Below are 24,996 nucleotides of genomic sequence, written 5' to 3' on the forward strand. Positions count from 1 at the left end.
ATAAAAAACTGCACCTCCAATTGTTAGACCAGTGTCTAACAATTGGGGTGCAGTTCAATGCAGTGCTTTTTTATTTAGAAACTATTTACAAAGAAACAAAGCTTGATAACTATTAAGATAACCCCACAAACAAGCAACCAGACCCCTTGTACTCCCCCTCAAAGAATCCACCTAATGCGTATGACGTCAACCCCGCAAGGGGGGCGTCATACGCTTAGGTCTAGAAATTAGGGCCTAACACCACTTCCGTTAGGCCCTAATTTCTAGATCGATGAAATAATTTGTTTCTTTTGCTCACTTGTTACATAATGCTTTGTCTCAAACACTTGATACTGTTCTTTTCGAATTGTATCTAGAATAGCACGGTATAAATAAGCCGCTCCTTTAAGAGGCATACGTGACGAAAAAGGATAATGATGAAGCGTACTTAACCCTTTCTCATATAGCAATTCTGCTTCTTGCGCCATATGTTCCCACAAGTGAATAAACGAATCATTGATCACTTTTTCTTTCATCATCTCTTTTGTATATCCGTATTGATTCATTAATTCTTCCGGAACGTAAATACGCTCCCTCTGCAAATCTTCTCCAATATCTCTTAAAATGTTCGTTAATTGCATCGCAATACCAAGAGCAATAGCATCTTCTTCTAACATTTTATGATTCTCAGGAGCTAAGATTGGCAATAACATCAATCCTACTGTACTCGCTACATGATAAGAATAATATTTTACCTCATGCAATGTTTCATATTCTTTTTTCGTTAAATCCATTCTTTGACCTTTAATCATGTCATCAAACGCTTTTACGTTCATCTCAAACCGAGAAAACACATCGTGTAACGCGATCCACATCGGCTCTTCCAAATGGACTGCTTGCTTTTTGAAATCTGTAAATTGACACTCAAATTCTTCTAGCTCTACAAGAGGATTTACTCCTTCATCCACGATATCGTCCACTTTTCGGCAAAATGCGTAGACCGCCCATACTGCTTTTCGTTTCTCAGCTGGCAACATCGAAAATGCTTTGTAAAATGTTTTTGAATTGGCTGCAATAATCTGTTCGCAATACTTATAAGCATCATCTAACAAATTAGCCATCTATTATTTTCCCTCCTTTTATCTTATTATTTTCTATTGAACTTACTTTATAAAATAACGCCATCTAATGATAACTGTTCTTGTTCTACCTGCTTCGCTGCTTCTTCAATGAGGTGATTAGCTAATAGCTTCGCTCCTTGCATAACGATTGGAACACCACCGCCTGGATGAATGGAAGCTCCAACAGCAAAGACATTTTCATAGTCATATGGACGATATTGAGGACGAAACACACCTGATTGAAAAAGTTCGGGGGCAATCCCAAAACTTCCTCCTTCATACAATCCAAAATCACGTGCATCTTTAGGGGTACGAACTTTCATCCACTCAATTTCTTCTCGAAGACCAGGAAATGCACGTTGTTCAATTTGATCAATCATCCGTTCAATAAATTCACCTTGCTGTTTCCAGTCAATATGGTCACCGGACGGAACTGGAACGAGTGTATAAAGAACACTCTTGCCTTTTGGTGCAAGCGTATCATCCAACAACGACGGATAAAATGTATAAAATGCTGGGTCTGTTGGTAATTCTTTTGTTTTAAACACTTCATCCATGTGTTTAGTGAAAGAGCTACCCATAAAGAACTGATGAACATTTCCATGAGTATAACGTCTCTTTAAACCAAAATAGAATAATAAACAACTAGACGATGGTGTATACGTTTTCTCTTTTTGTTTTGTCAACTTTGACATAAGAGGGAAGTCACCATTTAATACAACGCTGTTCGCCGAATATACTTTTCCATTTGCAATTAGTCCCGTTGCTACCTGACCATCAAAACAAACTTCCTCTACTTTAAAATTAAGATGAATCTTTACTTGACGTTTTTCTAACTCTTCTTGAATAACCTCCACTAAACTTGCATAACCACCCTTCACATAATAAATGCCATGTTCATGTTCACTATAAGGCACAAGTGAATAAATAGCTGGTGATGTGTAAGGATTCCCACCAATATAAAGAGATTGTAGTGAATATGCTTGTTGCAAACGCTCATCTTTAAAATGAGAAGATACATATTTATGGACCGATTGATGAGCGTTTAGCTTACTTAATATTTTTAAATTGTTCCACGTCCAAAAATCTCGCTTTTTCGCAAACGTTTTTTGCAAGAAAGCTCGATGGCCTAAAGCAAACTTCTCTTTCATCTCTGTCATAAATTGAGCAAAATGGTTTTCCTCCCCTGGAAAAACTCTTCGAATTTCTTCTATTTGTTTTTCTAAAGATGCATGCTTTGTATATGTTGTACCATCTAAATAGTTAATCGTGTACAAAGGATCACACTTTATTAGTTCATAGCGAGAAGATGAAATTCCCGCTTCCTCTAAAATTTCCTTTAGCATGTGAGGGAGTAATACAATGGTTGGACCTTCATCAATGCGATACGTATCATGCTCTGTAAATGCAAGACGCCCACCTAATTTATCTTCTTTTTCAAAAATCTCCACTTCTATGCCTTTCTTTGTTAACAATAAAGCTGTAACTAATCCTCCAATTCCTCCTCCGACAATAGCTACTTTCATAGCACTCGCTCCAATTGGTTTGTCGTTTGCATTGGTTGATTAAATGGTTTTGCATCTCGTTTTAACATGGCCTTCGTTGTAATTCTTGCCGATTCCAAGATAGTAGGTAAACCACTTCCTGGATGTGTTCCCCCCCCTACAAGCCAACAATCATCTAACTCTTCAAAACGATTGTGTGGACGAAGAACCATCATTTGAGAAAGTTGATGCCCTAAATTAAATGTCGCTCCTTTATATACGTACACATCTTCTTCCCATTCCTTTGGAGAAAGAATCTGTTCCACTTCAATATAATCTGCAATATCTTTAAATTCTGTTCGTTCTTGTACAGTTTTTAACACAAGATCTCTAAACTGACCCTTTATCTCATCCCACTCAATTCCGCTAAAATTATTCGGTACAGGAGCTAAAATGTAGAGAGCAGATTTCCCCTCTGGCGCTAGCGTCGGATCTGTGACACTTGCATTTTGAATATAAATAGAAGGGTCATTTGGTAACGTTAACGTTTTAGTAATCTCTTCTACGTTTTTCTTATAATCATCAGCAAAGATAATGGTATGATGAGGTAAATCGTACTTTTTGTTTACCCCTAAATAAATCATAAAAGTAGAACAAGAATACTTTTTGTTTTCTAGTTTCTTTTTTTCGTATTTTTTTAGAATGCCCTCATCCACTAAATGTGTCATCGCATGAGCAAAATCTCCGTTAATTACAACATCATCTGATGGTACTTTCTTTCCATCTTCAAGTATGACTCCTTTTACTTGTCGACCTTCAATCCATAACTTTTTCACACCACAATTGACATGAATGCGCCCTCCGTATTCTTTGACCACTTTTGCCATCGCCTCAGAAAGCTGATTTACTCCACCAATCGGGTGATAAATGCCATACGCGTGCTCCATGTAAGATAAGATAGAAAAGGCGCCTGGACATTCCCAAGGAGACATTCCTAAATATTTTGATTGAAAGGTAAACGCAAGCTTTAATTGTTCTGCTGAAAAATAAGTACTCAATACGTCATATAAACTTTTACCGAGTGATAAATGAGGCAATGCTCGAAAAACAGATGGACTTAAGTAGTGATGAAAACGATCCATTTGACTTTGTAATAACGGTGTCAAAGCATCCATTTTCACAGCGGTCTCATTCATAAATCGATCATATCCTTCTCCGTTACCTGGAAAGTGCTTCTCAATTTCAACCTTCATCTTCACTGTATTATCTGACATGCGGACATTTTTATCATTAAACACAAGTTCATACATCATGTGTAACCTTTTTAAGTCAAGGTAATCATGCGCATTTCTTCCTGACGCTTCAAACATCTCTTCTACAATGTGCGGCATACTTAAAAATGTTGGCCCCATATCAAACGTATATCCATCCATTTTAATTGCAGAGTTTCTTCCTCCAACATACGATTGCTTTTCGTATACATCTATTTCATAACCGTGGCTAGCTAACAACATTGCAGCCGCTAATCCTCCTGGACCTGCTCCAATTACAGTCACACGCTTGCGCATGATATTCCTCCTAATAAAGTTATACAAATATTATACAAACATTATACAAATCTTATGAAAAAATGACAATAAAAAAATAGCTTTCTGTTATTTATTAATCAAATATGGACATTCTTACTATTACTTTATGTACAAACATGACAGATATATCCTTAACTACCTAAACCTTATTTTATACGCCCCTTCTTTTTATACTCTCATTAATCAAATCGAAAAGAAAAAGAGTTTAGATCATTATGCGATGGCATACAAAAAGGGTGATTTATAAACGCTTCAATCACCCTTTTTTGAAAGTTATTCTCTTATTTGAATACCATACTCTTTAAACCAGACGTGAATTTGAGCTAAATGGGCTAACAGTTGTGGACCTGTCATTAACTGTCCAAACCAAGGGACTTTAAAGTCTTCACCTCCAGACTTTACAATGTTTGCTAGCTTTTGCTCGTCAAAAAATTCATGTAACGGGGAAGTACGATCTGCTAGTAGACTCTCTAACCAAACTGTCACCGACTTTGTGTAAGCTGGATTATGTGTTTTAGGATAAGGACTCTTTTTACGATACAAAACGTCGTGAGGGAGTGTACCTTCAAGTGCTTTGCGTAAAATGCCTTTCTCTTGATTCCCTGCTGTCTTCATCGACCATGGGATGTTCCACGCATATTCAACTAGGCGATGGTCTGCAAATGGTACACGCACTTCTAAGCTTGCTCCCATACTCATTCGGTCTTTACGGTCAAGTAAGGTCGTCATAAACCAAATCATATTTAAATAAAATAGCTTTCTTCGCTGTGCATCTTCTACGGACTCTCCATCTAGCAATGGTGTTTCTTTCACTGTCTCTTCATAACGCGCTTGGACGTACTCTTTTAAATTCAACTTTTGTCTCCACGAGTCTTGTAATAAGTCCACTCGCGCATCAACTGAACGCATCCAAGGAAATGCTTCTGATGCTAAGTCATGCTTTCGATGAAACCACGGATAACCACCGAAAATTTCATCGGCGCATTCTCCAGATAAGCCAACAACAAAGTCTTTTTTGATTTCTCGACAAAACCATAAAAGAGATGAATCAATATCAGCCATACCAGGAAGGTCGCGTACAAGTACCGACTCTGTTAAATATTGAACAAGTTCTTCTGTAGGAATGACACATCGATGGTGAAGAGTATCAAACTCTTTTGACATCATTTGAATGTATGCTACATCTGAATTTGGTTGAAATTCATTTGCCTTAAAATACTTATCGTTATCTTCGTAATCAATTGAATACGTATGAAGCTGCCCCTTACCTTCCGCTTTAAACGCATTAGCAGCAATTGCAGTAATCGCACTAGAGTCAACACCACCAGATAAAAATGTACACACAGGTACATCTGACACGAGTTGACGTACAATTGCGTCTTTTAATAGAAAACCAACGTGTTCAGTCGTTTCCTCTAGTGCTTCTGTATGTTCTTTACTTTCAACATTCCAATAACGCCATACATTCAAGCCTTCACGGCTAAATGTTAACGCATGAGCCGGTCGAAGCTCATCAATTCCTTTAAATACCCCATGTCCCGGAGAACGAGACGGGCCTAATCCAAATACTTCTGCAAGGCCATCTAATCCAACTTCTGCTTTTACATCTGGATGAGCTAAGAGTGCTTTTAATTCAGACCCAAACTGAATCCCACCGCGATAAGCATGATAAAAAAGAGGTTTAACGCCTAAACGGTCTCTTACAACGAATAACTTTTGTGCCCTTTCATCCCAAATGGCAAATGCAAAAATACCATTTAAATGTTCCACGCACGCTTCTTTCCACTCGATATAAGATGTAAGTAATACTTCTGTATCTGAGTGCCCTTGAAACGTATATCCACGTTTTTGTAACTCTTTCCGAATATCCTCTGTGTTGTAAAGCTCGCCGTTATAACAGATTGTATAAGTATGGTCCTCTTTTTTTCGTTGCATCGGTTGCTTGCCACCTTCTGGATCTACGACAACAAGTCGTTTATGTCCAAAGGCAACATGTTGATGTGTCCAAACATTTGTATCATCTGGTCCTCTTTTCGTTAACGTTTCAGCCATTTTTTCAACGATTGCTTGTTCAGTTAAAAGTGATCGATTAAAATCAGCCCAGCCTGTTATTCCACACATATCTTTATCATCCTTTCTATTTAACGTGGCTATAGGTGCAATAATCACATTGTATGCATAGAACCCAGGCTCGTTGATTTGTCCTTTCTTTTATTACATAGCAAATTACTTATGTAAGCGTTATAAATGTACTTATTTTAGGTAATAAAGAGATGAGAATATTTTTTACACGGAGGTTTTTTACATGAAATATGATTCAAAATTAGATATTTTCAAAGAACAAGAACGCTCTTACTTATCAGGTGTTGTCGAATGTATCGATTCTCAATGGGTATTTTTTGAGGAAGATAGTGATGAAGCATCTATGGTAGACGACATTGTAAATGAATCTTTAGAGATTTATCTACATGATACATGGCAAAAAGCAATCTTTATGAGCGACAATCTATTAAAATTACACGGTGAAACCTACATGATGAAAGATGGAGATTTATTACGTGTGAGAAAAACACTTCAGCACGCTTATGAACAATTACTTGAATCACTTGAAGTTGAAGCATTTTCTCAATTTGCCGCACAGTTAAACTCCTTGCATTTCTCCCTTTATGATTGTATTTATTGCCACAACACATTGCTTTTTCTACCGAGTCATGAAGACATAAGTGGTGTAAACATCCTTGTGTATGATAACGAAGAGTCCATTTGCTCTGTGCATCATTTATTTACTAGAGGAGCCGAACACGAAGATCGCTTTGAATACACGATGAACGATGGAAAGCGCGTGATGAATATTTGGAAAAAATAAAAAAGCCACCATCGCAGGTAGCTTCTTAATAACTTAATACAACGTATCCATAATAGAATACTAACACTAATGCTACAGCTAGTAAGCCCCATGCTACGGCTGTAGACTTGCGTTTTTTACTACGCACAAGTACCATTTCCATACCGCCAATGACTAGAATACCAAAGATTCCTTTTAAAATGGCGCTTAGCGAAGCAAATTGATACAATGCACCTAGTAAATGTAAGCCAGACAGTAAAACGAGAATATAGAAAAGGCGTAAAATCATATGAACGATTTTTTGACCTTTAAGTTTCCCACTACGTAGTAAACCAATGTTTACGACAAATAAAACTAATAATAGCGTCCAAAGTGTTACGTGTAAATGTATTGCCCACATCATGTCTCATCGCCTCCTTTCAGTATGTATCATACCATGAAAGGTGAAAAGCAACCAAGAAAATACTTACTGTTCAATTGCATTACGTAATGTTCCAATCGAATCAACCGAAACCTCAATCACGTCGCCTGGATTCAAAAATTTGGGAGGGTTAAAGCCTTTTCCGACACCAGCAGGAGTTCCTGTAGCGATAATATCACCTGGCTCTAATGTCATCCCTTGTGAAATCACCGAAATAATTTCTTCAATTGAAAAGATAAATTGTTCGGTGTTTCCTCTTTGACGAATTTCTCCATTTACTTTTGTTTCAATTTGTAAATGATGAGGATCTTTAATTGCGGACTTATGTACAATAACTGGTCCCATCGGACAAGAAGTATCTAAGCTTTTCCCTAATAAAAATTGCTTGTGCCTTGCTTGTAGGTCTCGAGCTGTTACATCATTCACAATGGTATAGCCAAACACGTGTGACAAAGCATCTTCTTTTACAATTCCCGTTCCTTTTTTACCAATAATGACGGCTAACTCACCTTCATAATCAAGCTCCTTTGTCACGTGACGATGATTTAAGATTACTTGGTCATGTCCAATGACTGTTGTAGGTGCTTTTGAAAATAACATAATATGAGACGGTATGTCTTCTTTGCTTCCCATTTCAATCGCATGATCTGCATAATTCTTCCCTACGCAAAAAATGTTTTTACGTGGCCTTGGAATCGGAGCAACGATGACTGTATCCTCTAATTTATACACACCATTTTCTACATTCACTTGATCGTCAATCGCTTCAACAAGTCGTTTCACTTTTGCTTCCACACGTTCATAAAGTTCAATAAACTCGATCATTGATGAAGGAATGTCTCTTGTACCAAACACTTTCTCTTCAACTCGTTCTAAATCAATAACTGTTTGTGTTAATTGTACCCCTACAAACTCTCGCTCTTGGTAGACAGCTGTTATAAATTTCATCTTCATACCTCCTCCTTCTCCCTTCGACAAATTCTTTTAAAATCCTGTTAGTTTTGTCAGATAAACTTCTTGTTATTATAGGTTCGTTTATTATCGTTTACCAAATAGTTTAGAAAGAAAGGTTGCTATCTAACAAGGAGCGGCATGTACTTGACTTTACATTCAAGTATTCACTCTCCACAGGGCAGGTGATAAACCTAAAAGAAAAAGAGAACGATTTTTTTCAACACCGCAATGGTTTCATTCGGCAGTGTAATCAATGACATTAAGCCCGCTACTGAGATGATCATGAATACCAAAGAATATTCTGATAAGTCTCTTCGCTCTGATTCAATGACTGTTATTTTTTCTCTTTTCATCTTGATCATCTCCTTTATCTATAAAAAAACTCGTTATTTCATAGCCGAAATAACGAGTTTACTTCTAGATTATCCATGCATCTCATTAATTATTTCAGCAACTGGCTGGCATCTTGTAGTGAATTTACAACTTAGCCCCTATAGCTTTGCCTTTTTCAATTGTTGATTTTATCATAGTTGATTTTAATCAGTGAAACATCTATCCACATTCTTAATTTTAAAAGAAGCGTTCTAGATACATCGATCTATTTTCGACTCCAATATGTGAATGAACGAAGAACCCTTTCGATAGGGCCACGCTCAAATAAAGAAATCCACATATTACTAATTACAACTTGCAAAATAAAGAGGCCAAATGCAATTCCCACACCTTGCGCTACTGTGATTTCACCGTAAAGTCCCAGTCCATAACTATAAAAGATAAACGTACAAAGAAGTGATTGCAATAAATAATTACTAAGTGATAACTTACCGACTGCAGCAAGTGGCCTAAACAGATTTTTCATTATCACATTCTTTGAAAGCAATAAAAAGGAGCTCATATAAAAGATCGCACCTGCCGGACCTCCTATATGATCTTGAACGTAATCTGTAAATAAATTACGCCCAAATAGATACGGCAATCCTTTAAAAAGAATAAATACGAAAAATGAAATCAAGGTAATCCACTTAAGAATAATAATTCTTTCGTCCGAGCGATAAAACCACTTATCCTTCGCTATATAAGCACCTAAAAGAAACATCGGAAAGATCGACAGTATTAAAAACGGAAGCGTACTTGCATTGTTAACATAATACCAATCCATCGCTCGCTGCGATATCACCTCATTAATCGTTCCATTGCTATATATCTCGTATGACCGTTCAATTAACTCTTGGTTTAAACCAACGATGGCAGATTCTTGATTATGAAGTGTCGCAACAAATAAGATTGCACTCATAATAACGGTTGGAACAGCAAATAAAACACAAGCCCAAGCTAACAGTACTTGACTTCTCGCTTCTTGAAAAATCAGTAAGAGGAAGCCACAAATCGCATAAATAATGAGAATATCTCCATACCAAATAAAAAACGCATGGATACACCCAATAAACAATAACGCAATTAACCTTCTTGAAAAAATTGGTGTAAATGCGACATCTTCTTTGTATGCTTTCTCAAACATCATCATAAAACCAAACCCAAATAAAATAGAAAATAATGGGTAAAAGCTAGCTTGTGCAAATACATCAATCACGATATTTATGTACGTATCTAAAGCTGTTTTCGCAATACTTTCATCACCGTAGTACAAGTCAGCTGAATAAAAAGCCGGCATATTAACGAGCAAAATACCTAATAAAGCAAAACCTCGTAATAAATCAATTACTTCAATTCGATTTTTAGAACGAATTGGTTGTAACGTTTCTTTCTTCATCACAAATCCACACCTTACAAACTAAATAACATTTCTTGTCCCTTAGTAACTTATTCAATTTTTACCTGATATCAAAACAAGCATTGGTTCACATTATAACGAAAAGGGGTAAAAAATACATCTATCATCTCCACTATATCTCCATCCAAATAAACCCAATATTTACGAACAATTTATCATTTATAGGCATTCACCATTTTCTCGCTTCATCATACGCTGTTACTAGCAAAGTAAAAAAGGGTGTTCGTCTATGCCAGCAATTGTCGGAGTTGTTAATGTAAACAGTGTTGGATCAGCAAGTGTATTACACATAGGTGACGTCTTCACAATTTCTCCAGTATCTAGCGCAAAAACATTTGCAGGGGCCGGCTCATTTAATACAGGAGACCGTCTAAGTGTGATTAATCAGCAAAGTGCTACGAATACGAATGACCAAGACGTTAACGACCAAAACATCGCCGGAAACTTATAGCCTCACCAAGTAAGGAGGTTGATTTGATGAACTTTTACGTAAATCAAAGTATTTGTATCCAAAGTCTGAAAGTAAATGCTATTTCAAACTCATCTGTTTTACAGATTGGTAGTGTAGGAGTTATTCGAGAGAATTCGAACTTGTTTAATACAGGAGGATTTACTGAGGAAGCACCAAAAGAAAAAGCGGGCATTCTTGGATCTATCTCTCCAACAAGCGGGCTACCGACTACAGGAGTGCAGCCTGGTCCTATCTCACAATCACTTACCCCACCACAACCCAATGGTTCTTGACATCATCCCTCTCATTTCCCCATACGTATATAAAGAAAGAGGGTGAATGAGATGGATCATTTTCAGCAGCTTTATCAATACGTACAGCAATTAGGCGCTTACGTTCAACAACAAGATGAACGAATTCGACAATTAGAAAACGACGTATGTGACCTTCAACAGAAACTAAAAGAATTTGAAGATACACCTCGTACAACAATTGAAAAAATCGAGTATAAATTCGAACAACTGAAAATTGACACGTTAGATGGTACATTAAATATTGGTTTGAATCCTATTACTCCTGAAAATATAGAAGATGTGATTATCAATGGTCAACAACCTACCGTGACCTTTCCAATGGATGCTCAGATGCCAACTGGAGGGCAAATGCAAGGCGATGCACAAACGCAAGATGCAGGACAAATCCCTGGACAAAACCCCAGCCTCCAACCTCTTGATCGGGGTAAGCAAACAAAGTTTGTTTCCAGTATTCGTACAGACATTGAACATGAATTACACGAACACGGTGACGCGCTCATTCAGAAGATCTTACAAGAACGCAATTTGTACATCGATTATTCTTACTATAACTTTATTATTGAAGATATTAAAAAGCAGCTTGAGCAACGAATTGGCTTTTACTTTCAACAAGTAGATCCTGTTCAACTGCAACAAAACGAAGAAACAGTACGAGAAGAAATTAAACATAAACTCTATGAAGATATTCAAAAAGGCATTCATGCCTTTTTAACCTATTTACCTGATTCATTGAAAAAAGGTGGGGATTATTCATGAATTACTCAGTCGTAAACCGTGATTTATTAGTTGGGGACGTTAGCATTGTCGGGGTTTCATCCTCTTCTCTTTTTTTAATAGGAGATGCTCAATACATTTCGTTGGCTTCAACATTTGATACACCCGCTGAATCGTTAATTATCGGCCCATACGTACCGTTATCCCTACAATAATAAAGGTGATCAATCATGCTTACTCGCACATCTATTGTACAACGTATAAATATTGACTCTCTTTCTTCTTCTAGCATTACACAAGTAGGAGATTCAACCAATGTTATTTTATTAACTCGAGCACTTGCTGTTCGACGAGAATATCCACTTTTTTTCGGAAGAGAAGGAAATTTTGATGATTATGTTATCTTTAGAGAAGATATACCTGTATCACCCATCGAACCGATTGCAATGAATGTACGAAATGAAGTACCTACGATACGTGTTAATTGCATCGACATTATTGGGGTCGGTTTCTCTTCTCTCATTCATATCGGCTCTACGTGTAATGTGTATGCCGAATCTAGAATTAAACATATTCGTCAATTGTTAGGTGAAGATTCAACCGAAAATCCATTTTTAGACAATGATGATAATACACCTGCCATTAATAGTTCAATTACAGCTACACAAGAAGGCGGAGACAGATAGAAAGGAGGTAGCATATGCCTGCATTAGTTGGACCTGTTCAAATTGTAAGTGTTGGAGGAGGCGTCGTTACATTTGGTGACACTTTTTACGTTTCACCGAAAAGTGCGTCCAAAACAGCTGCTGGATCAGGTGGCTTTAACACCGGGAACTTTATCAATACAAACACTGGATTCTCAGCAACCAATGCGATTGATCCTGACTTAGCTGATCAAAATATTGTTGCCAATGCATAATCACCATAAAAAAAATGTCCCTTGACGAGAGAACTGTCATAGGACATTTTTTAAATTCTAAATGAATGACGCAATACCGCTTACCTGTGTACTCAATGATTTTATCAATCTTTGCTGACACGGAATGGTGTAGAAATCCTGTTTATCACAAAGTTTTTTTATTTACGTTTTCGCGCATTCGACTTTTTTATTTTTGGTACTTTTGAAGATGGCTGTTTTCGAACCCATTTGATAAAGGATGACATCTTTTCATCTTTACGTAAGGCGTCAATTGTGTTTAAACGAATGGCCAATTCATCGTTTGTATATAACGCATGAATTTGTTTATGGCAAGGGATACACAAATTAGCTGTCGGCTCAAATGTTCCTCCCATTTCTTTTGGGGTTAAGTGGTGAACGGTTGTTAGCACATCTTCTCTTTTACATAGTTCACAAGTTCCAATTCGTTGGTCTTTTTTAGCCATTGCACCTATAACCTTTCTTTTTATAAAGATTCTACAGATACAGTTGTTCCTTTACCAGAAGGTTCTGAAGGCTCAACAATTAAACGTTTTGGTAAGCGAGCTCGCAATTCTTGAACGTGACTAATAACTCCAATCGACAAATTATTCGACTGTAATTTTTCAAGAGCCGTAATAACCGTATCTAACAATTCAGAGTCAAGTGTACCAAACCCTTCATCTAGGAAGAAAAATTGCAGAGGATATTGGCCACGTAATTGAATTTGAGCGGATAATGATAGAGCAAGCGCAAGAGACGTTAAAAATGTTTCTCCACCTGACAAAGTAGAAACCGGTCGCTTCACACCACCATTGGCATCATCTCTCATAATGAAGCCTCCTTGAGAGTCCACCTCAATTGCATAGCGCTGACGTGTTAGCGTAGCAAGTCGACTCGATGCATCTCTACTCACTGTCATTAGTTGCTCTTCTGCCATATACTCAACAAACGTATTTCCTTTAAAAACAGATTGCAGTTTTTGATACTGTTCGTATAGACGCTCGTGCTTTGTTTTTTCTTTTTCTAGATGTACAAAGCGAATATGTCGTTCCTTTACATCTTGAACAGTTTGAGACGCCGCACCTTTTATTTCACCAGCTTCTTTCACACCGTGTTGTATCGTTACACGTAGTTGTTTCGTTTCTTCCCATTGCTCGTTTGTAATCAATTGATTTTGTAGTTGACCTTCTAGCTTACGAATGTCAGCTTCTACTTGCTTTATTTTATCCCAAAATTGTTCAATTGTTGCTTTTAAATGGCGCATTTCTTCTTCAGGTACATAAGCCGCATTCACTTCAGATATCGTCTTAAAAAGAGAGCGCGATAATAATTGATTCCACTTCGCTTCTATCTCTACAAATCGTTGGTTGGATTCATGCAAAGCTTGTTCAACAGCTTGTTGCTCACTTTGAGCTTTTTGATAAGCTTCCTGTGTGTGTTGCCACGTCTTATACGCTTCATCTTCATTGTTGGTTAGCTCTTCAAGTTTACGATTCGTTTCATCCATTAACGCAGAAAGTCCCCTACTCCCTATTATCTTCGTTAATGCTTCTTGTTTTTCTTTTAACGCTTCTTCTTTGTTGCGTAAGTTCGTTTTGATTTCAGTAAATGTACGATCAAATTCTGTTACTTCGTTTGAAGTTTGTTGAATAAGTGCATGTTGATCTTCAAGAACTTTGACACTTTTTTCGATACGATGTCTTAGTTCTTGTTCTTGCCTACTTCTCTCGCTTAGTTCCTCTTTTATCTGTTCAATCTTTTCATAATCAACTTGTTCATAGTTGTCATTCCATTTGTCGTTTAGCTCTTGAAGCTCGCATGAATAATCTGTCACGCTCTGTTGTTTCTCTTTCATACTTATTTCAAGTTGCTTAAGTTGCGCATTCACTCTTTCTACTTCTTGAATAGAAAGTTGACGTTGATGATTCAAACGGTTTTGCGCTTCACTTACTTCAATGTAATCTTGATGAAGAGATTTTAACTCTACTGTAAGGCGCTGTACGTAACGTGATAATCCTTCTACACTTACGATTTCCTCTAAAGGCTCTACCACTTTATGCGTTTCATAGAGAATGTCCACTTTTCGAGCAAGACTGTTATTGATTTCATGTGCAATTCGTTCAAGATTTTCTTTTAACGATGCATACCGGTATTTTTGCTCACGTAATTCTTTCGTCAGATTCTCAAGCTGATTAATTTGGACCGTTTTGCTTTCTTGCTCGTGAAGGTGACCTTGGTGAATTGGATTTGGATGACTAAGTGATCCACAAACTGGGCATGCTTCTCCATCGTGAAGCTGTTTCGCTAATTGCATGGCTAACTGCTTCGCTCTTTCATCATCTGCTTCTTTTTTTACCTGTTTCAACAATGCTTCACATGTCGCAAACACGTAATCGAACTCTACCTCTCGCTCACATACAACATGATACAAACGCTCTACTTGTGTAAAAGACTGTTGTGCTTGCTCTTGTAGCATCTCTTGCTTTTTCGTACTTTGTTTCAATGACTCTTGAAGTTGAATGGTCTCTTTTTTGTCCTTTTCTAATCGTTCCGTTTCTTCTTTTAACATGGTATCTCGCTGAACAATGGCTTTTTTATCATAATACGCACGATCCACTAAATCACGATACGTAGCAGTTACAGCGATTGCCTTCAACTTCTCTTTAAATTGTTGTTGAATCGTGCTCCATTTCTCATATTGACTTTGTTCGTTGTTTACTTGCACTCGCTTTTCTTCTAGCTTTGTTTGAACAACATCTCGATTGGCCCGTAACTGTTCATTTTCGGTTGTAAGAAGTTTAACGTTCTTCTCTAACTCCGCTGCTTGTTGAAGTTCTAGCTTTTTATTTAGTAACGCAGGCTCTTCCTCTCGTTTATTTTGTCTCGCGATTTCATATTCATCTTTCGCTTTTTGATACTCTACTTTTAATTGTTGAAGATGTTGCTCAAGCTCTGTTGCTCTTTTTTTATACGTATTCAGTTGTTGAACAGCTTGCTCATACCCTTCTAAATACGGCTTTAATTTTTCAGCTTGTTCCCCTTCTTGAATAGCTTTTTCTTTTCTTTGGATTTCCTGCTCCTCTTTCTTTAGAACAACTAGATTTTCTTGTAGTTGTTCTTTTTCTTGTTGCCATTCCCAGTGTTGGCGTTGCTGTTCATACACTTTATCAACTTCAGCTAATTCTTTTTCACGCTTCTCTAGTAATAAGATGCTACTTCTTAATTGTTCTTCAGCTTCTTCAACCTTCTCTTTGGAGGCATCTCCCAATCCAGCTTGTTCTGCTACGACTTGGTCAAGATCACTTTTCACTTTATAAAGTTGTGAACGAATTTTTTGATTCAATTGGTCACCATATTGCTCTAAGTTAAAGAGCCTCTGAAGCATTTGACGACGCTCTGCTCCTTTTAACGATAAAAATTCAGCAAACTTACCTTGTGGCAATACAACCGCTCTTGTAAAATCATCAATGGTTAAACCAAGAAGTTCTTGAACAGCCTGATTCACTTCGTTCGTTTTGTCAGCTAAAACAACCGTTTCTTCTCCTACTTCCATTAAACGACTAGTCGTTGATTTTACTCGAATATCATCAGAACGCTTAAACGTGCGCTCTACGATATAACGCTGCTTATTCTCAGCATTTTTCAATTCAAATGTAAAAGAAACTTTCAATTCATTTTCAGCATGATTTAAAATGCCTTGAGTGTTATTCGCTGCACGCTCCACCTTCCCATATAAAGCAAGTGTCATCGCATCTAAAATCGATGACTTACCACTTCCTGTTGGACCAAAAATTCCGAATACCCCACCAGAGCATAACGTTTCAAAATCAATAGTTTGCTTTTGACGAAAGCTATGCAAACCTGCAATTGATAATGCAATTGGCTTCATCGTTACACCTCCTCTGTACGTTCATCTTGAACAAGTGTTAAGAATAGCTTGATTAATTCATCATCCGGTGTACCTCCACCTGTTTGACGCTCATAAAACTTTTTAAATAACTCTTCAACAGGGATATCACGTGTTGAGCGTTGTTCTAGCTCTTCTCGGGCTGTATCAAATACAGGACGAATATGAATAAACCCTTGATGAAGCTTACGTAAGCGATGAATCTCTTCAATCGATAACGCATCGCTCAAGTGAACTTCTAAATCAACCCATGCTGATTTGTCTCTCCCTTCGTCTAGCCAACGATGGACTTCGGCTAATCCACCAGTTGCTTTCCATCGTACAAGTGGCTTTCCACTGATTAATGGAATTTCAGAAACTTTGGCGTCTGTTCCTGGTTGAACATCAACAATCGTAACCGACTTTGTATAATTAGACTCCGAGAAACTATAAGCTAATGGAGATCCTGAGTAACGCGCTAGTGTATTAGCTCTTTTCACGTCTTGCGGACGGTGCAAATGCCCAAGTGCAACATATTGAGCTGCAATAGGTAAGCTTGTAGCTGCGACCGTATAAGCCCCTCCTACTTCAATTGGGCGTTCAGAATCGGTTGAGCTGCCTCCTGTTACGTATAGATGACTCATCGCTACGTTGACTGCGTCCGGTGTAAACTGCTCGCTCATTTTGTCAAAAATTCCTCTCACCCGAACATCATATGAGTTACGAATGTGCATTTCGTCGTTCTCTTCAGAAAGAAGCTCCTTTAACCTCGACTCTGAAGGATAAGGAAGCGCTCCTACACGCAAATATTGACTGCGATTTGGAATATAAATGTGTTGCACTTCCGTTGTTGGTAAACCTAGCAACGTGATGCCATGTTGATTAGCTAACGGCGATGCAGCCGACAAACGATCTGGATTATCATGATTGCCAGAAATCACAATAACAGGTCTCTTCCCTCCATTGCACAAACGAGATATGCTATCATAAAATAATTGCTCTGCTGCTGCAGGTGGATTAACTGTATCAAATGCATCTCCCGCCATTAAAACTGCATCAATTTGTTCTTTCTCCACAATTTCTACTAATTCATCTAAAAATTGAGCCTGCTCTTCTAATCGACTACGCCCTTCTAGCGTGCGACCTAAATGCCAATCTGCTGTATGTAACAACCTCATCGTTTCTCTAATTCTCCTCTCTCAATGAAAATGCAGCCTGAAAAACTCACCGTTTCATGCTGCATTCTCTGTCCTCATTCATCTATACTTCTATCACATAGCCACCATCAAAGAAATACAAATAACGTTTAGTAACCGGTTGTTTAATAATTTGTTCAATCGCTTTTGCATATAACTCTAATTGAATTTGATAACGATCTAGTAAAACCGGTTTTGCCTTCTCAAAATCTCCATCGAATTGATAGGTGATATTGTCTGTTTTAAAATCTAATAAAACCATTCCTTCATTCGTTTCATAAAGACAATCAATTACACCTTGAATAAGGATGTTCTCATCTTCTTCTGACTCCCACTGCGAATAGATGTCTTTAGCTGATACAGCTAAACTAAACGGCATCTCTCGGTAGACGTGGTGCGCTTCACACAATTGCTGTCCGATCTCACTACTTATAAACTCTACGATGGCTTCTACATCAATTGAATCCGCTTGTTCAATTGTTAACAGCTCTTTTATGACCAATTCATCTACAAATGCTTGTACACTTTCTTTCGTATGCTCAACAGTCAGTGGAAGATGCTGCATCACCGCATGCATGGCAGTTCCTCTTTCAGCAGCAGTTAGTCCTTTCTTTTGTAAAAAAGTCGGGCGATCTTCTAACGGTGCCTTGGCTTTCCGAACAAGCGCGTCATCACTTTCTTCATCTACAAACTGTTGACGCTTGATGTCTGATACTGATTGTTTCGAGCGGTGGACAGAAGCAGTTGTGAATGGATACGACCAATTCAACCGTGTAGTTACTTTCTCTACATATTCACTCGTAATTGGGACTGGCTTTTGTTGTTTAAGTGCTTGCAAGATTTCTTCGTGCTGCAACTCTTCTATCACTTCTTGTTCTGCTAACTCTTTTGCTTCCATGATAGTTAAGTGCCATTTAGACGAATCTTCATAAATAGGTGTTAGTGAAGATGAATCGTCACTAATCATCGGAAGAATATCTCGGTGACGAACAAGAGATGGGCCAATCCAATCCAAATAAGACTTGGCTTCAGCTCTGACATGCGATGGAAGAACCCATTCTCGATGTTCAATGACACTGCTCCATTTTTTGGCCGTTTTTTCAAAATCGTTAACCGTTCCAACTAAAATAAGCTTCTCTTTTGCACGTGTTAATGCCACATATAACACACGCATTTCTTCAGCCATGCTTTCTTTTTTCATTTTCTTTCGAATAACTTGTTGCAATAATGTTGGATACGTAATACGTAGCTTTGCGTCAATATATTTCGACCCAAATCCTAACTCTTTGTCTAATAAATAAGCTTTATTTAAGTCCATCAAATTAAATTGACGAGATAAACCAGCTACGAACACAATTGGAAACTCTAACCCTTTACTACTGTGAATTGTCATCAATCTTACAACGTCCTCTTGTTCACCCAGTGCACGTGCCGCTCCTAAGTCATCACCTCGATCACGCATTCGTTCAATAAACCGAAGGAAGCGGAATAGTCCTCTAAACGACGTTGCTTCATATTGTCGGGAGCGGTCGTAAAGCGCGCGTAAATTAGCTTGACGCTGTTTGCCACCAGGTAACCCACCAACAAACTCAAAGAAACCTGTATCACGATACAACTTCCAAATAAGTGCAGATAAAGCACCTTGTCTTGCTTCTGTTCTCCAAACTTGCAGCTGCTCGTAAAAAGCCTGCACTTTCTCATACAAAGCATCTGTGGCCGCTTGTTCATCAAGATAGGCAGTGAGTGCATCATAATACGTTCCATTTTTATCAGCAACACGAATTGTTGCTAACTCTTCTTCATTCAGCCCTACAATAGGTGAACGTAAAACGGATGCAAGCGGAATGTCTTGATGTGGATTATCAATGACTTTTAATACCGACATCATAATCATGACTTCAGTTGCATCAAAATATCCTGTTGCTAAATCTGCATAAACTGGAATACCTTCTTGCTTGAATTCTTCCATAATTTGTGGAGCCCATGGCATAGAACGTAACAAAATAACAAAATCACGGTACGTCACATTACGCATCACATCTAATTTGCGATCGTACACTTGGAAACGATTTTGAACCATCTCTTTAATTTTACGTGCCATGGCACGTGCTTCTAGCTGTGCTTTTTCAAGTTCAACATCTGAAAATCCAACAAGAGAATCATCTACTTCCTCTGACTCTACTTGTTCACCACTTTCTTTCGTAATTAACAACAGCTCAGATTCCATTCCTTCAACAGGTGGATATTGTGCACCTAACTTTAATGATGCATCGTCGTCATAGACAATTTCTCCAACTTCTTCATCCATGATTTGATTAAATAAAAAATTTGTTGCGTCTAGTATTTCTGTACGACTACGGAAGTTTTTATTTAAATCAATTCGCATACCCGATATTCGACCGTCATGAGTAAATCTCTTGTACTTGCTTAAGAAAAGAAATGGTTCCGCTAAACGAAAGCGATAAATGGATTGTTTAACGTCTCCAACCATGAATAAGTTTCCTGTTTCTTCTTCATCATTTGTCACCAATTTAATGATGGATTCTTGCACCATATTTGTATCTTGATATTCATCAACAAGTACTTCTGCGAACTGATGACGATACTTTTTCGCGATATCAGAAGGCTCAAGATCCTCAACATTTGGATCTCGTAAAATCTGCAAGCAATAGTGCTCCAAGTCCGAAAAATCAACTAACCCTTTTTCTCTCTTCACTGACTCGTAACGCTTACCGAATTCGTTCACTACTGTAACTAATGCCTCAATGAGTGGCTTCATTTTTTTAAAATCATCCATATATCCATGAATGGGTCGAGAGAAAAGATCGCCACTGATTTTTTCAAGCGCATTTTTTGCTTTTTTACGTAAATCCGATAGCTCATCAATTAAGGCTGAATCATATTCATCACCTTTACAAGGCTTTAAACGCGAAAACTTCAAACTTTGAATATCATGATGCAAAGATGAAAATGACTCATTACCTGATTGAATTAAACGTTGAACTTGTTGTAGATCATCTTCAATGTTTGCTGCACGTGGAGCTGGACCTCCAGGTAATCGCGTCACACTCATTGCCTGTTGCAACATCGTCTCCACGCCCTTTAGCTGTAAAAGCACTTCTTCCATTAAGAAAGACAGAAACGGTAATTCATCGATTGTTGCACCTTCGTCTACTTCGTATTGTTGCACTAGCATACTTAACCATCTACTTGGATTTGGATTTGAACGAGCAAAATCATACACTTTTCGTACCATTAGCTGAATATCTAAATCATGACGGTCGCTTGTATAAGAATCAATTAACTGAAAAAACGCTTGATTATCTTTGAGACTGTACTGCTCTTCAAATAACTCGTCTAACACTTCTTCACGTAAAAGCTCTGCTTCTGTATCGTTGGCAATACGAAAACCTGGATCTAAATCAATTAAATAATAATACTTTCGAATGACATCTAAGCAAAATGAATGTAGTGTAGAAATTGATGCACGATTTAACAAGCTTAGTTGACGACGCAAGTGCAAAGAAGAAGGATTTTTCTTTAGCTCTTTCTCTAATGCTTCTCCAATTCGCCCCCTCATTTCCGCTGCAGAAGCATTCGTAAACGTAACAACAAGCAACCGATCAACATCAATTGGATTGCTTGTCGAAAGTAACTTACGAATCATGCGTTCAACTAGTACAGCTGTCTTACCAGAACCCGCTGCTGCTGCTACTAGAATATGTTGACCCGATGACACAATCGCTTTCCATTGGTCATCTGTCCATTGGCTTCCCTCAGGCTTTTTTATCATCTCTTCATTCATTTTTTATGGCCCTCCTCTCGAATTTTTTGTAAAATCAAGTCTTCTTTTTCAACTTTTAATTGACGATATTCATTCGTATCCATTGACTCGTCAAATTGACAAACCGAACGATACTCACAAAACGTACAAGGTATTTTATCTTTTAATTTATATGGTGAAATATCAATAGCACCATTTGTAATATTTGTACCGACATCCACAATCTTTTTTCGTACATAGTGACGAAGATTACTAAACTCTTCTTCACTTGCAATGGATGAATTAGAGTAAAATTCGCCCGTTTTTTTCAAACCTGCTGATACAACTTTTGACTGTCCAACATCAAGTGTCTCATCCATTAAGCGAACTGTTTCTTCATCTCCTAGCAGTAACCCCTTCATCTTAAATCGTTTAAATAATTCGTCTTCAATTTGATCTAGTGAAAGAGCTTTTGTTGTACTAATCATTGGGTTATGAACGTGGAAATAAAGTACTCCTGCCGGTAACGTCTGACGTTTATCTTGAAGAAGTTCTTCTGAATACGTAACGACAACATCTAAATAAGCAAGCATCTGTAGGGCTAGACCATAATAAACTTCCACTAAATTTAATGCTTTATCACTTGATTTATAATCAATAATTCGAAGCAAGAGTCCTTTTGAACTTTCAGCTTTATCAACACGGTCAATTCGTCCGACAAGCTCCATCGTATAGCCATTTTCTAATTGAAATTGAATAGGAGGTAACTCAGCACCGGGACCAAATCCTAATTCTAAGCCAACAGGAGCAAAACCACTCGCTTTTGCATGTTCACTTAACACAATTGATGCACGTTCAATAATTTGTTGAAGCTTATGTTTCAAGTAGTGATGACGATTTGAACTTAATAAGATTTCGTTTTGAAGCTTTGGTGCAAGTTCATTCACAGCTGTTGAAGAAAGCTGCTGACAATCTTTTTTCGTTAAGTGACTCCATTCTCGCTTTTCCATTCGCAGTTCATCTGAAATCATCTTAAGTGCAGCGTGGAATAGTTCCCCGATATCTGGAGCAGCAAGGCGAAATACTTTTCGCTCTCGTAACTTTAAGCCGTGAGAAGCGAAGTGAGAAAATGGACAGCCTTGAAACTTCTCCATTCGGGACACACTCGCTTTAAGGTGCTTTCCATATAAGCGACTGCTTGTTTCTTTTGTCAGTGCTTTCGCTTCATTTTTATAAAATAAACTACTTAATACTTTTTCACTGTATCTCTTCCACTCAGGGTTGTTCACATAAAAGTTATAGACATCCCACCAACTGTCATCCATTGCATAGTGACGCTTCCATGCTTGTAATTGTCCAGCAAGATGTGTAATGGTTGTTAATGGATTCGTGACGAATGTTAGCTGTGCCTTTTCATCTAATTCGGCTGGCTCTGTCATTAACAGTGTTTCATCAACTAACGGGAACATTTCCTTCATTCGATTAATTATGACAGATGGCAACAATGCTTTTCCTTCTTCATTCGCAAGTGGGTAGCTAATATAAAGTGTTTCTGACGGACTTACAAATGCTAAGTAAATAAGGAATGATTCATCAAATAACTTTGTTCGACTAGTCGGTGCGAGTGATACACCTGCTTCTAATAAATACTCTCTCTCTTGTTCGGATAAAATGCCGTCTCCTTGTATCTTAGCGGGGATGATGCCATCATTTACTCCAAGCACAAAGGTTGCTTTAATCTCTGAAAAACGAGAGCGTTCAAAGCTTGCGACTAATACTTGGTCAAGCGCAGGAGGAACAAGACCAAATTGCATACTATCGAGCCCTGTATCTATCACATCCGTAAATAGCTTAATTGAAATATTCTCATCACCCATCATTTCAACAAATTGATCGAGTAAATGCAGAACAGACTTCCAAACTTGTTCATGTTCACGCGCTTTTTGAACTGTTCCTTTTTCTTCTGCTTGATTACGCAATGCTTCTATTTTCTTCGGTATCTCAAGTTCTGTTAAAAATCGATACAATGCTTCACTTTTCTGTCGTCCGGTCTTCCCTTTCTTCAGTCCTTCATGAAGCTCTTTTAACGGTCTCACAATAAGTGACCGTAAATGATTAAGTTTGTTTTCAAATTTAATTTCTTCGTCTGTTTTTCCTACATCACTCTCATCTAAAGAACGATAACGTCGATAGGTCCAACGTTCTTCCTTTGTCCATTTTGAACCTTGAATACCATATGCAAGTACATAATTCTCCAGTAAATCCATCTCTTCACGATACGTTTTCACATTTGCATCTAACGGAAATAGCAAGTCTGTTTTTACTGCTCGAAAAACGGTTTCATAACGCCACTGACCTGTTGTTACTTCCAAACTAGAGCGAATTAATTCAACAAGCGGGTGGTGAAACATCGCTCGTTTTTGGTCAATAAAATATGGAATATCGTAGTCACGAAAAACCGTTTCAAGTAAATCATGATAATCTGGTGCATTTCGCACAACAAGTGCAATATCACGATAACGATATTCTTTGTCACGTACGAGCGTTGAAATCTCTCTTGCAATTCCCTCAACTTCCGCTCGACGATTCACAGCTGGCATTAAACGAACACCATCTTTTTGTTCATGAAATGGTACAGTTGGACGATCATCAAAAAAACGTTCTAAATGAGCAATTGCTGGAGCTTTCTCATGACGTTTCTGCTCTTCTAATACATGGTGTCCTGTTATCTCTACGCTATGTTCATTTGCTAATGTAACAAGCGTTCGGTACGTTTCATTCGTTTGACGAAACATGTGTAGCTCATTTGGAATAAAATCTTCATGTGGCTTATCCGCTGTTAAAGCAATCGTCATATGTGGACAACTCTTCATAAGTTGACTGAGAATGTCTAATTCTTGTGGTGTAAAACTATGAAAACCATCTACATAAATCGTCGCATTTGCTAAATAAGAAGACTTTGGAATTTTCTCAGCTAATAAACGTAAATAATCCTCTGAATCTACATACTTACCAATAAGTTGTTTTTCTAACTCATGATAAATAAGCTGTAAATCATATAATTTATCTGCTAGTACTTGTTCATTATCTTCTACTAATTGTCGCCTTTTCTCTTCTAACGTTTCTGCCTCTAAGCAGTAGCGCTTAAATTCTGTAATCATTTGTTCTAGCTGATCGATAAACCCTGTTTTCTCAGCTGCTTTTGAAAAGATCTTCAATTCTTCTTTTTTATGTTCAATAATACGTCGAATAAGCATATTGACGCCTGTTTGATCCAGGTGATAACGACTCATGCCACCAACTTCTTGCAAAACACGCCATGCAAGACGTGTAAAACTATAAACTTGTGCACGAATCATGCCATTTAGTTCGGGTGTGCTGACTAATGCATACTCCGATTGGAATGTCATTTGTTCTGGAACAATATAAATAATGGGGTCTCCAAGTGGTGATTCTTTTAACTGTGCTCGAATCTCATCAAGACATTGAGTTGTCTTTCCACTTCCTGAACGCCCTACTATAAATTGAAGTGCCATCCATATCCCCCTTACATTCATAAACCTATCTT

The 24,996-nt window shown here is 37.8% G+C and carries 20 protein-coding genes and 1 riboswitch; of the genes, 7 read left to right on the forward strand and 13 right to left on the reverse strand.

What is annotated here, in order from left to right; translation table 11 throughout:
- Window positions 1-263: 263 nt before the first annotated feature.
- The 4 genes from DIS06_RS16475 to asnB form a co-directional block, all read right to left on the reverse strand.
- Window positions 264-1,100, reverse strand: coding sequence for a phytoene/squalene synthase family protein (locus DIS06_RS16475; protein ID WP_110114328.1), 837 nt, complete (start codon window positions 1,098-1,100; stop codon window positions 264-266).
- 47 nt (window positions 1,101-1,147) lie between these two features.
- Window positions 1,148-2,626 (reverse strand): phytoene desaturase family protein, encoded by a 1,479-nt coding sequence (locus DIS06_RS16480; protein WP_110114329.1) that lies wholly within the window; start codon window positions 2,624-2,626, stop codon window positions 1,148-1,150.
- Window positions 2,623-4,152 carry a phytoene desaturase family protein gene (locus DIS06_RS16485; RefSeq protein WP_110114330.1) on the reverse strand — a complete coding sequence of 510 codons (1,530 nt, stop codon included), beginning with the start codon at window positions 4,150-4,152 and terminating at the stop codon, window positions 2,623-2,625. The genes DIS06_RS16480 and DIS06_RS16485 overlap by 4 nt, the downstream gene beginning before the upstream one ends.
- A 294-nt stretch (window positions 4,153-4,446) precedes the next feature.
- The gene (asnB, locus tag DIS06_RS16490; RefSeq protein WP_110114331.1) at window positions 4,447-6,294 is read right to left on the reverse strand and encodes an asparagine synthase (glutamine-hydrolyzing); all 1,848 of its coding nucleotides are present in this window, start codon (window positions 6,292-6,294) and stop codon (window positions 4,447-4,449) included.
- Window positions 6,295-6,478: 184 nt separating this feature from the next.
- Here asnB and DIS06_RS16495 point away from each other — a divergent pair, with 184 nt between their 5' ends.
- Window positions 6,479-7,039, forward strand: a complete 561-nt coding sequence (locus DIS06_RS16495; RefSeq protein WP_110114332.1) for a DUF2777 family protein — start codon at window positions 6,479-6,481, stop codon at window positions 7,037-7,039.
- 25 nt (window positions 7,040-7,064) lie between these two features.
- On the opposite strand, the gene DIS06_RS16500 is transcribed toward DIS06_RS16495, so the two are convergent.
- From DIS06_RS16500 to DIS06_RS16510, 4 genes are all read right to left on the reverse strand, one after another.
- Window positions 7,065-7,421 carry a DUF1516 family protein gene (locus DIS06_RS16500; RefSeq protein ID WP_239422108.1) on the reverse strand — a complete coding sequence of 119 codons (357 nt, stop codon included), beginning with the start codon at window positions 7,419-7,421 and terminating at the stop codon, window positions 7,065-7,067.
- Window positions 7,422-7,484: 63 nt separating this feature from the next.
- On the reverse strand, window positions 7,485-8,387 hold the full coding sequence (locus DIS06_RS16505; protein ID WP_110114333.1) for a fumarylacetoacetate hydrolase family protein: 903 nt from the start codon (window positions 8,385-8,387) through the stop codon (window positions 7,485-7,487).
- 197 nt (window positions 8,388-8,584) lie between these two features.
- On the reverse strand, window positions 8,585-8,746 hold the full coding sequence (locus DIS06_RS20220) for a hypothetical protein (RefSeq protein WP_162596004.1): 162 nt from the start codon (window positions 8,744-8,746) through the stop codon (window positions 8,585-8,587).
- A 93-nt stretch (window positions 8,747-8,839) separates the two neighbouring features.
- Window positions 8,840-8,907: riboswitch (cyclic di-GMP riboswitch) on the reverse strand.
- A gap of 84 nt (window positions 8,908-8,991) precedes the next feature.
- On the reverse strand, window positions 8,992-10,164 hold the full coding sequence (locus tag DIS06_RS16510; protein ID WP_110114334.1) for a DUF418 domain-containing protein: 1,173 nt from the start codon (window positions 10,162-10,164) through the stop codon (window positions 8,992-8,994).
- A 250-nt stretch (window positions 10,165-10,414) separates the two neighbouring features.
- On the opposite strand from DIS06_RS16510, the gene DIS06_RS16515 reads away from it, so the two are divergent.
- Genes DIS06_RS16515 through DIS06_RS16540 form a run of 6 tightly spaced genes read left to right on the forward strand, consistent with a single transcriptional unit; the run spans window position 10,415 to window position 12,583 of the window.
- The gene (locus tag DIS06_RS16515; protein ID WP_110114335.1) at window positions 10,415-10,636 is read left to right on the forward strand and encodes a spore germination protein; all 222 of its coding nucleotides are present in this window, start codon (window positions 10,415-10,417) and stop codon (window positions 10,634-10,636) included.
- A complete protein-coding gene (locus DIS06_RS16520) occupies window positions 10,633-10,929 on the forward strand; it encodes a spore germination protein GerPB (protein ID WP_481746877.1) in 297 nt (98 codons plus the stop codon). Before DIS06_RS16515 ends, DIS06_RS16520 begins: the two co-directional genes overlap by 4 nt.
- A gap of 51 nt (window positions 10,930-10,980) precedes the next feature.
- Window positions 10,981-11,706, forward strand: coding sequence for a spore germination protein GerPC (gerPC, locus tag DIS06_RS16525; protein ID WP_110114337.1), 726 nt, complete (start codon window positions 10,981-10,983; stop codon window positions 11,704-11,706).
- Window positions 11,703-11,879 (forward strand): spore gernimation protein GerPD, encoded by a 177-nt coding sequence (locus DIS06_RS16530; RefSeq protein ID WP_110114338.1) that lies wholly within the window; start codon window positions 11,703-11,705, stop codon window positions 11,877-11,879. Before gerPC ends, DIS06_RS16530 begins: the two co-directional genes overlap by 4 nt.
- Window positions 11,880-11,894: 15 nt before the next feature.
- A complete protein-coding gene (locus DIS06_RS16535) occupies window positions 11,895-12,350 on the forward strand; it encodes a spore germination protein GerPE (RefSeq protein WP_110114339.1) in 456 nt (151 codons plus the stop codon).
- 14 nt (window positions 12,351-12,364) lie between these two features.
- Window positions 12,365-12,583 (forward strand): spore germination protein, encoded by a 219-nt coding sequence (locus DIS06_RS16540; protein WP_110114340.1) that lies wholly within the window; start codon window positions 12,365-12,367, stop codon window positions 12,581-12,583.
- Between the two features lie 158 nt (window positions 12,584-12,741).
- On the opposite strand, the gene DIS06_RS16545 is transcribed toward DIS06_RS16540, so the two are convergent.
- The 5 genes from DIS06_RS16545 to addB all read right to left on the reverse strand — a co-directional run bounded on the left by DIS06_RS16545 (window position 12,742) and on the right by addB (window position 24,964).
- Window positions 12,742-13,047: an HNH endonuclease gene (locus DIS06_RS16545; protein WP_110114341.1), complete on the reverse strand. Its 306-nt coding sequence runs from the start codon at window positions 13,045-13,047 to the stop codon at window positions 12,742-12,744.
- Between the two features lie 20 nt (window positions 13,048-13,067).
- Window positions 13,068-16,472, reverse strand: coding sequence for an SbcC/MukB-like Walker B domain-containing protein (locus DIS06_RS16550; RefSeq protein WP_110114342.1), 3,405 nt, complete (start codon window positions 16,470-16,472; stop codon window positions 13,068-13,070).
- 2 nt (window positions 16,473-16,474) lie between these two features.
- A complete protein-coding gene (locus DIS06_RS16555) occupies window positions 16,475-17,647 on the reverse strand; it encodes an exonuclease SbcCD subunit D (RefSeq protein WP_110114343.1) in 1,173 nt (390 codons plus the stop codon).
- 82 nt (window positions 17,648-17,729) lie between these two features.
- On the reverse strand, window positions 17,730-21,470 hold the full coding sequence (addA, locus tag DIS06_RS16560; protein ID WP_110114344.1) for a helicase-exonuclease AddAB subunit AddA: 3,741 nt from the start codon (window positions 21,468-21,470) through the stop codon (window positions 17,730-17,732).
- Window positions 21,467-24,964 carry a helicase-exonuclease AddAB subunit AddB gene (gene addB, locus DIS06_RS16565; RefSeq protein WP_110114345.1) on the reverse strand — a complete coding sequence of 1,166 codons (3,498 nt, stop codon included), beginning with the start codon at window positions 24,962-24,964 and terminating at the stop codon, window positions 21,467-21,469. Before addB ends, addA begins: the two co-directional genes overlap by 4 nt.
- Window positions 24,965-24,996 lie beyond the last annotated feature (32 nt).

The sequence above is a fragment of the Bacillus sp. CGMCC 1.16541 genome, from assembly GCF_003184905.1.
GTDB lineage: Bacteria > Bacillota > Bacilli > Bacillales > Bacillaceae_H > Priestia.

What these genes read in the sequence shown, in the direction of transcription:
- DIS06_RS16475 (WP_110114328.1), bottom strand. Translation starts at nt 1,100, where the DNA reads ATGGCTAATTTGTTAGATGATGCTTATAAGTATTGCGAACAGATTATT.
- DIS06_RS16480 (WP_110114329.1), bottom strand. Translation starts at nt 2,626, where the DNA reads ATGAAAGTAGCTATTGTCGGAGGAGGAATTGGAGGATTAGTTACAGCT.
- DIS06_RS16485 (WP_110114330.1), bottom strand. Translation starts at nt 4,152, where the DNA reads ATGCGCAAGCGTGTGACTGTAATTGGAGCAGGTCCAGGAGGATTAGCG.
- asnB (WP_110114331.1), bottom strand. Translation starts at nt 6,294, where the DNA reads ATGTGTGGAATAACAGGCTGGGCTGATTTTAATCGATCACTTTTAACT.
- DIS06_RS16495 (WP_110114332.1), top strand. Translation starts at nt 6,479, where the DNA reads ATGAAATATGATTCAAAATTAGATATTTTCAAAGAACAAGAACGCTCT.
- DIS06_RS16500 (WP_239422108.1), bottom strand. Translation starts at nt 7,421, where the DNA reads ATGATGTGGGCAATACATTTACACGTAACACTTTGGACGCTATTATTA.
- DIS06_RS16505 (WP_110114333.1), bottom strand. Translation starts at nt 8,387, where the DNA reads ATGAAATTTATAACAGCTGTCTACCAAGAGCGAGAGTTTGTAGGGGTA.
- DIS06_RS20220 (WP_162596004.1), bottom strand. Translation starts at nt 8,746, where the DNA reads ATGAAAAGAGAAAAAATAACAGTCATTGAATCAGAGCGAAGAGACTTA.
- DIS06_RS16510 (WP_110114334.1), bottom strand. Translation starts at nt 10,164, where the DNA reads ATGAAGAAAGAAACGTTACAACCAATTCGTTCTAAAAATCGAATTGAA.
- DIS06_RS16515 (WP_110114335.1), top strand. Translation starts at nt 10,415, where the DNA reads ATGCCAGCAATTGTCGGAGTTGTTAATGTAAACAGTGTTGGATCAGCA.
- gerPC (WP_110114337.1), top strand. Translation starts at nt 10,981, where the DNA reads ATGGATCATTTTCAGCAGCTTTATCAATACGTACAGCAATTAGGCGCT.
- DIS06_RS16530 (WP_110114338.1), top strand. Translation starts at nt 11,703, where the DNA reads ATGAATTACTCAGTCGTAAACCGTGATTTATTAGTTGGGGACGTTAGC.
- DIS06_RS16535 (WP_110114339.1), top strand. Translation starts at nt 11,895, where the DNA reads ATGCTTACTCGCACATCTATTGTACAACGTATAAATATTGACTCTCTT.
- DIS06_RS16540 (WP_110114340.1), top strand. Translation starts at nt 12,365, where the DNA reads ATGCCTGCATTAGTTGGACCTGTTCAAATTGTAAGTGTTGGAGGAGGC.
- DIS06_RS16545 (WP_110114341.1), bottom strand. Translation starts at nt 13,047, where the DNA reads ATGGCTAAAAAAGACCAACGAATTGGAACTTGTGAACTATGTAAAAGA.
- DIS06_RS16550 (WP_110114342.1), bottom strand. Translation starts at nt 16,472, where the DNA reads ATGAAGCCAATTGCATTATCAATTGCAGGTTTGCATAGCTTTCGTCAA.
- DIS06_RS16555 (WP_110114343.1), bottom strand. Translation starts at nt 17,647, where the DNA reads ATGAGGTTGTTACATACAGCAGATTGGCATTTAGGTCGCACGCTAGAA.
- addA (WP_110114344.1), bottom strand. Translation starts at nt 21,470, where the DNA reads ATGAATGAAGAGATGATAAAAAAGCCTGAGGGAAGCCAATGGACAGAT.
- addB (WP_110114345.1), bottom strand. Translation starts at nt 24,964, where the DNA reads ATGGCACTTCAATTTATAGTAGGGCGTTCAGGAAGTGGAAAGACAACT.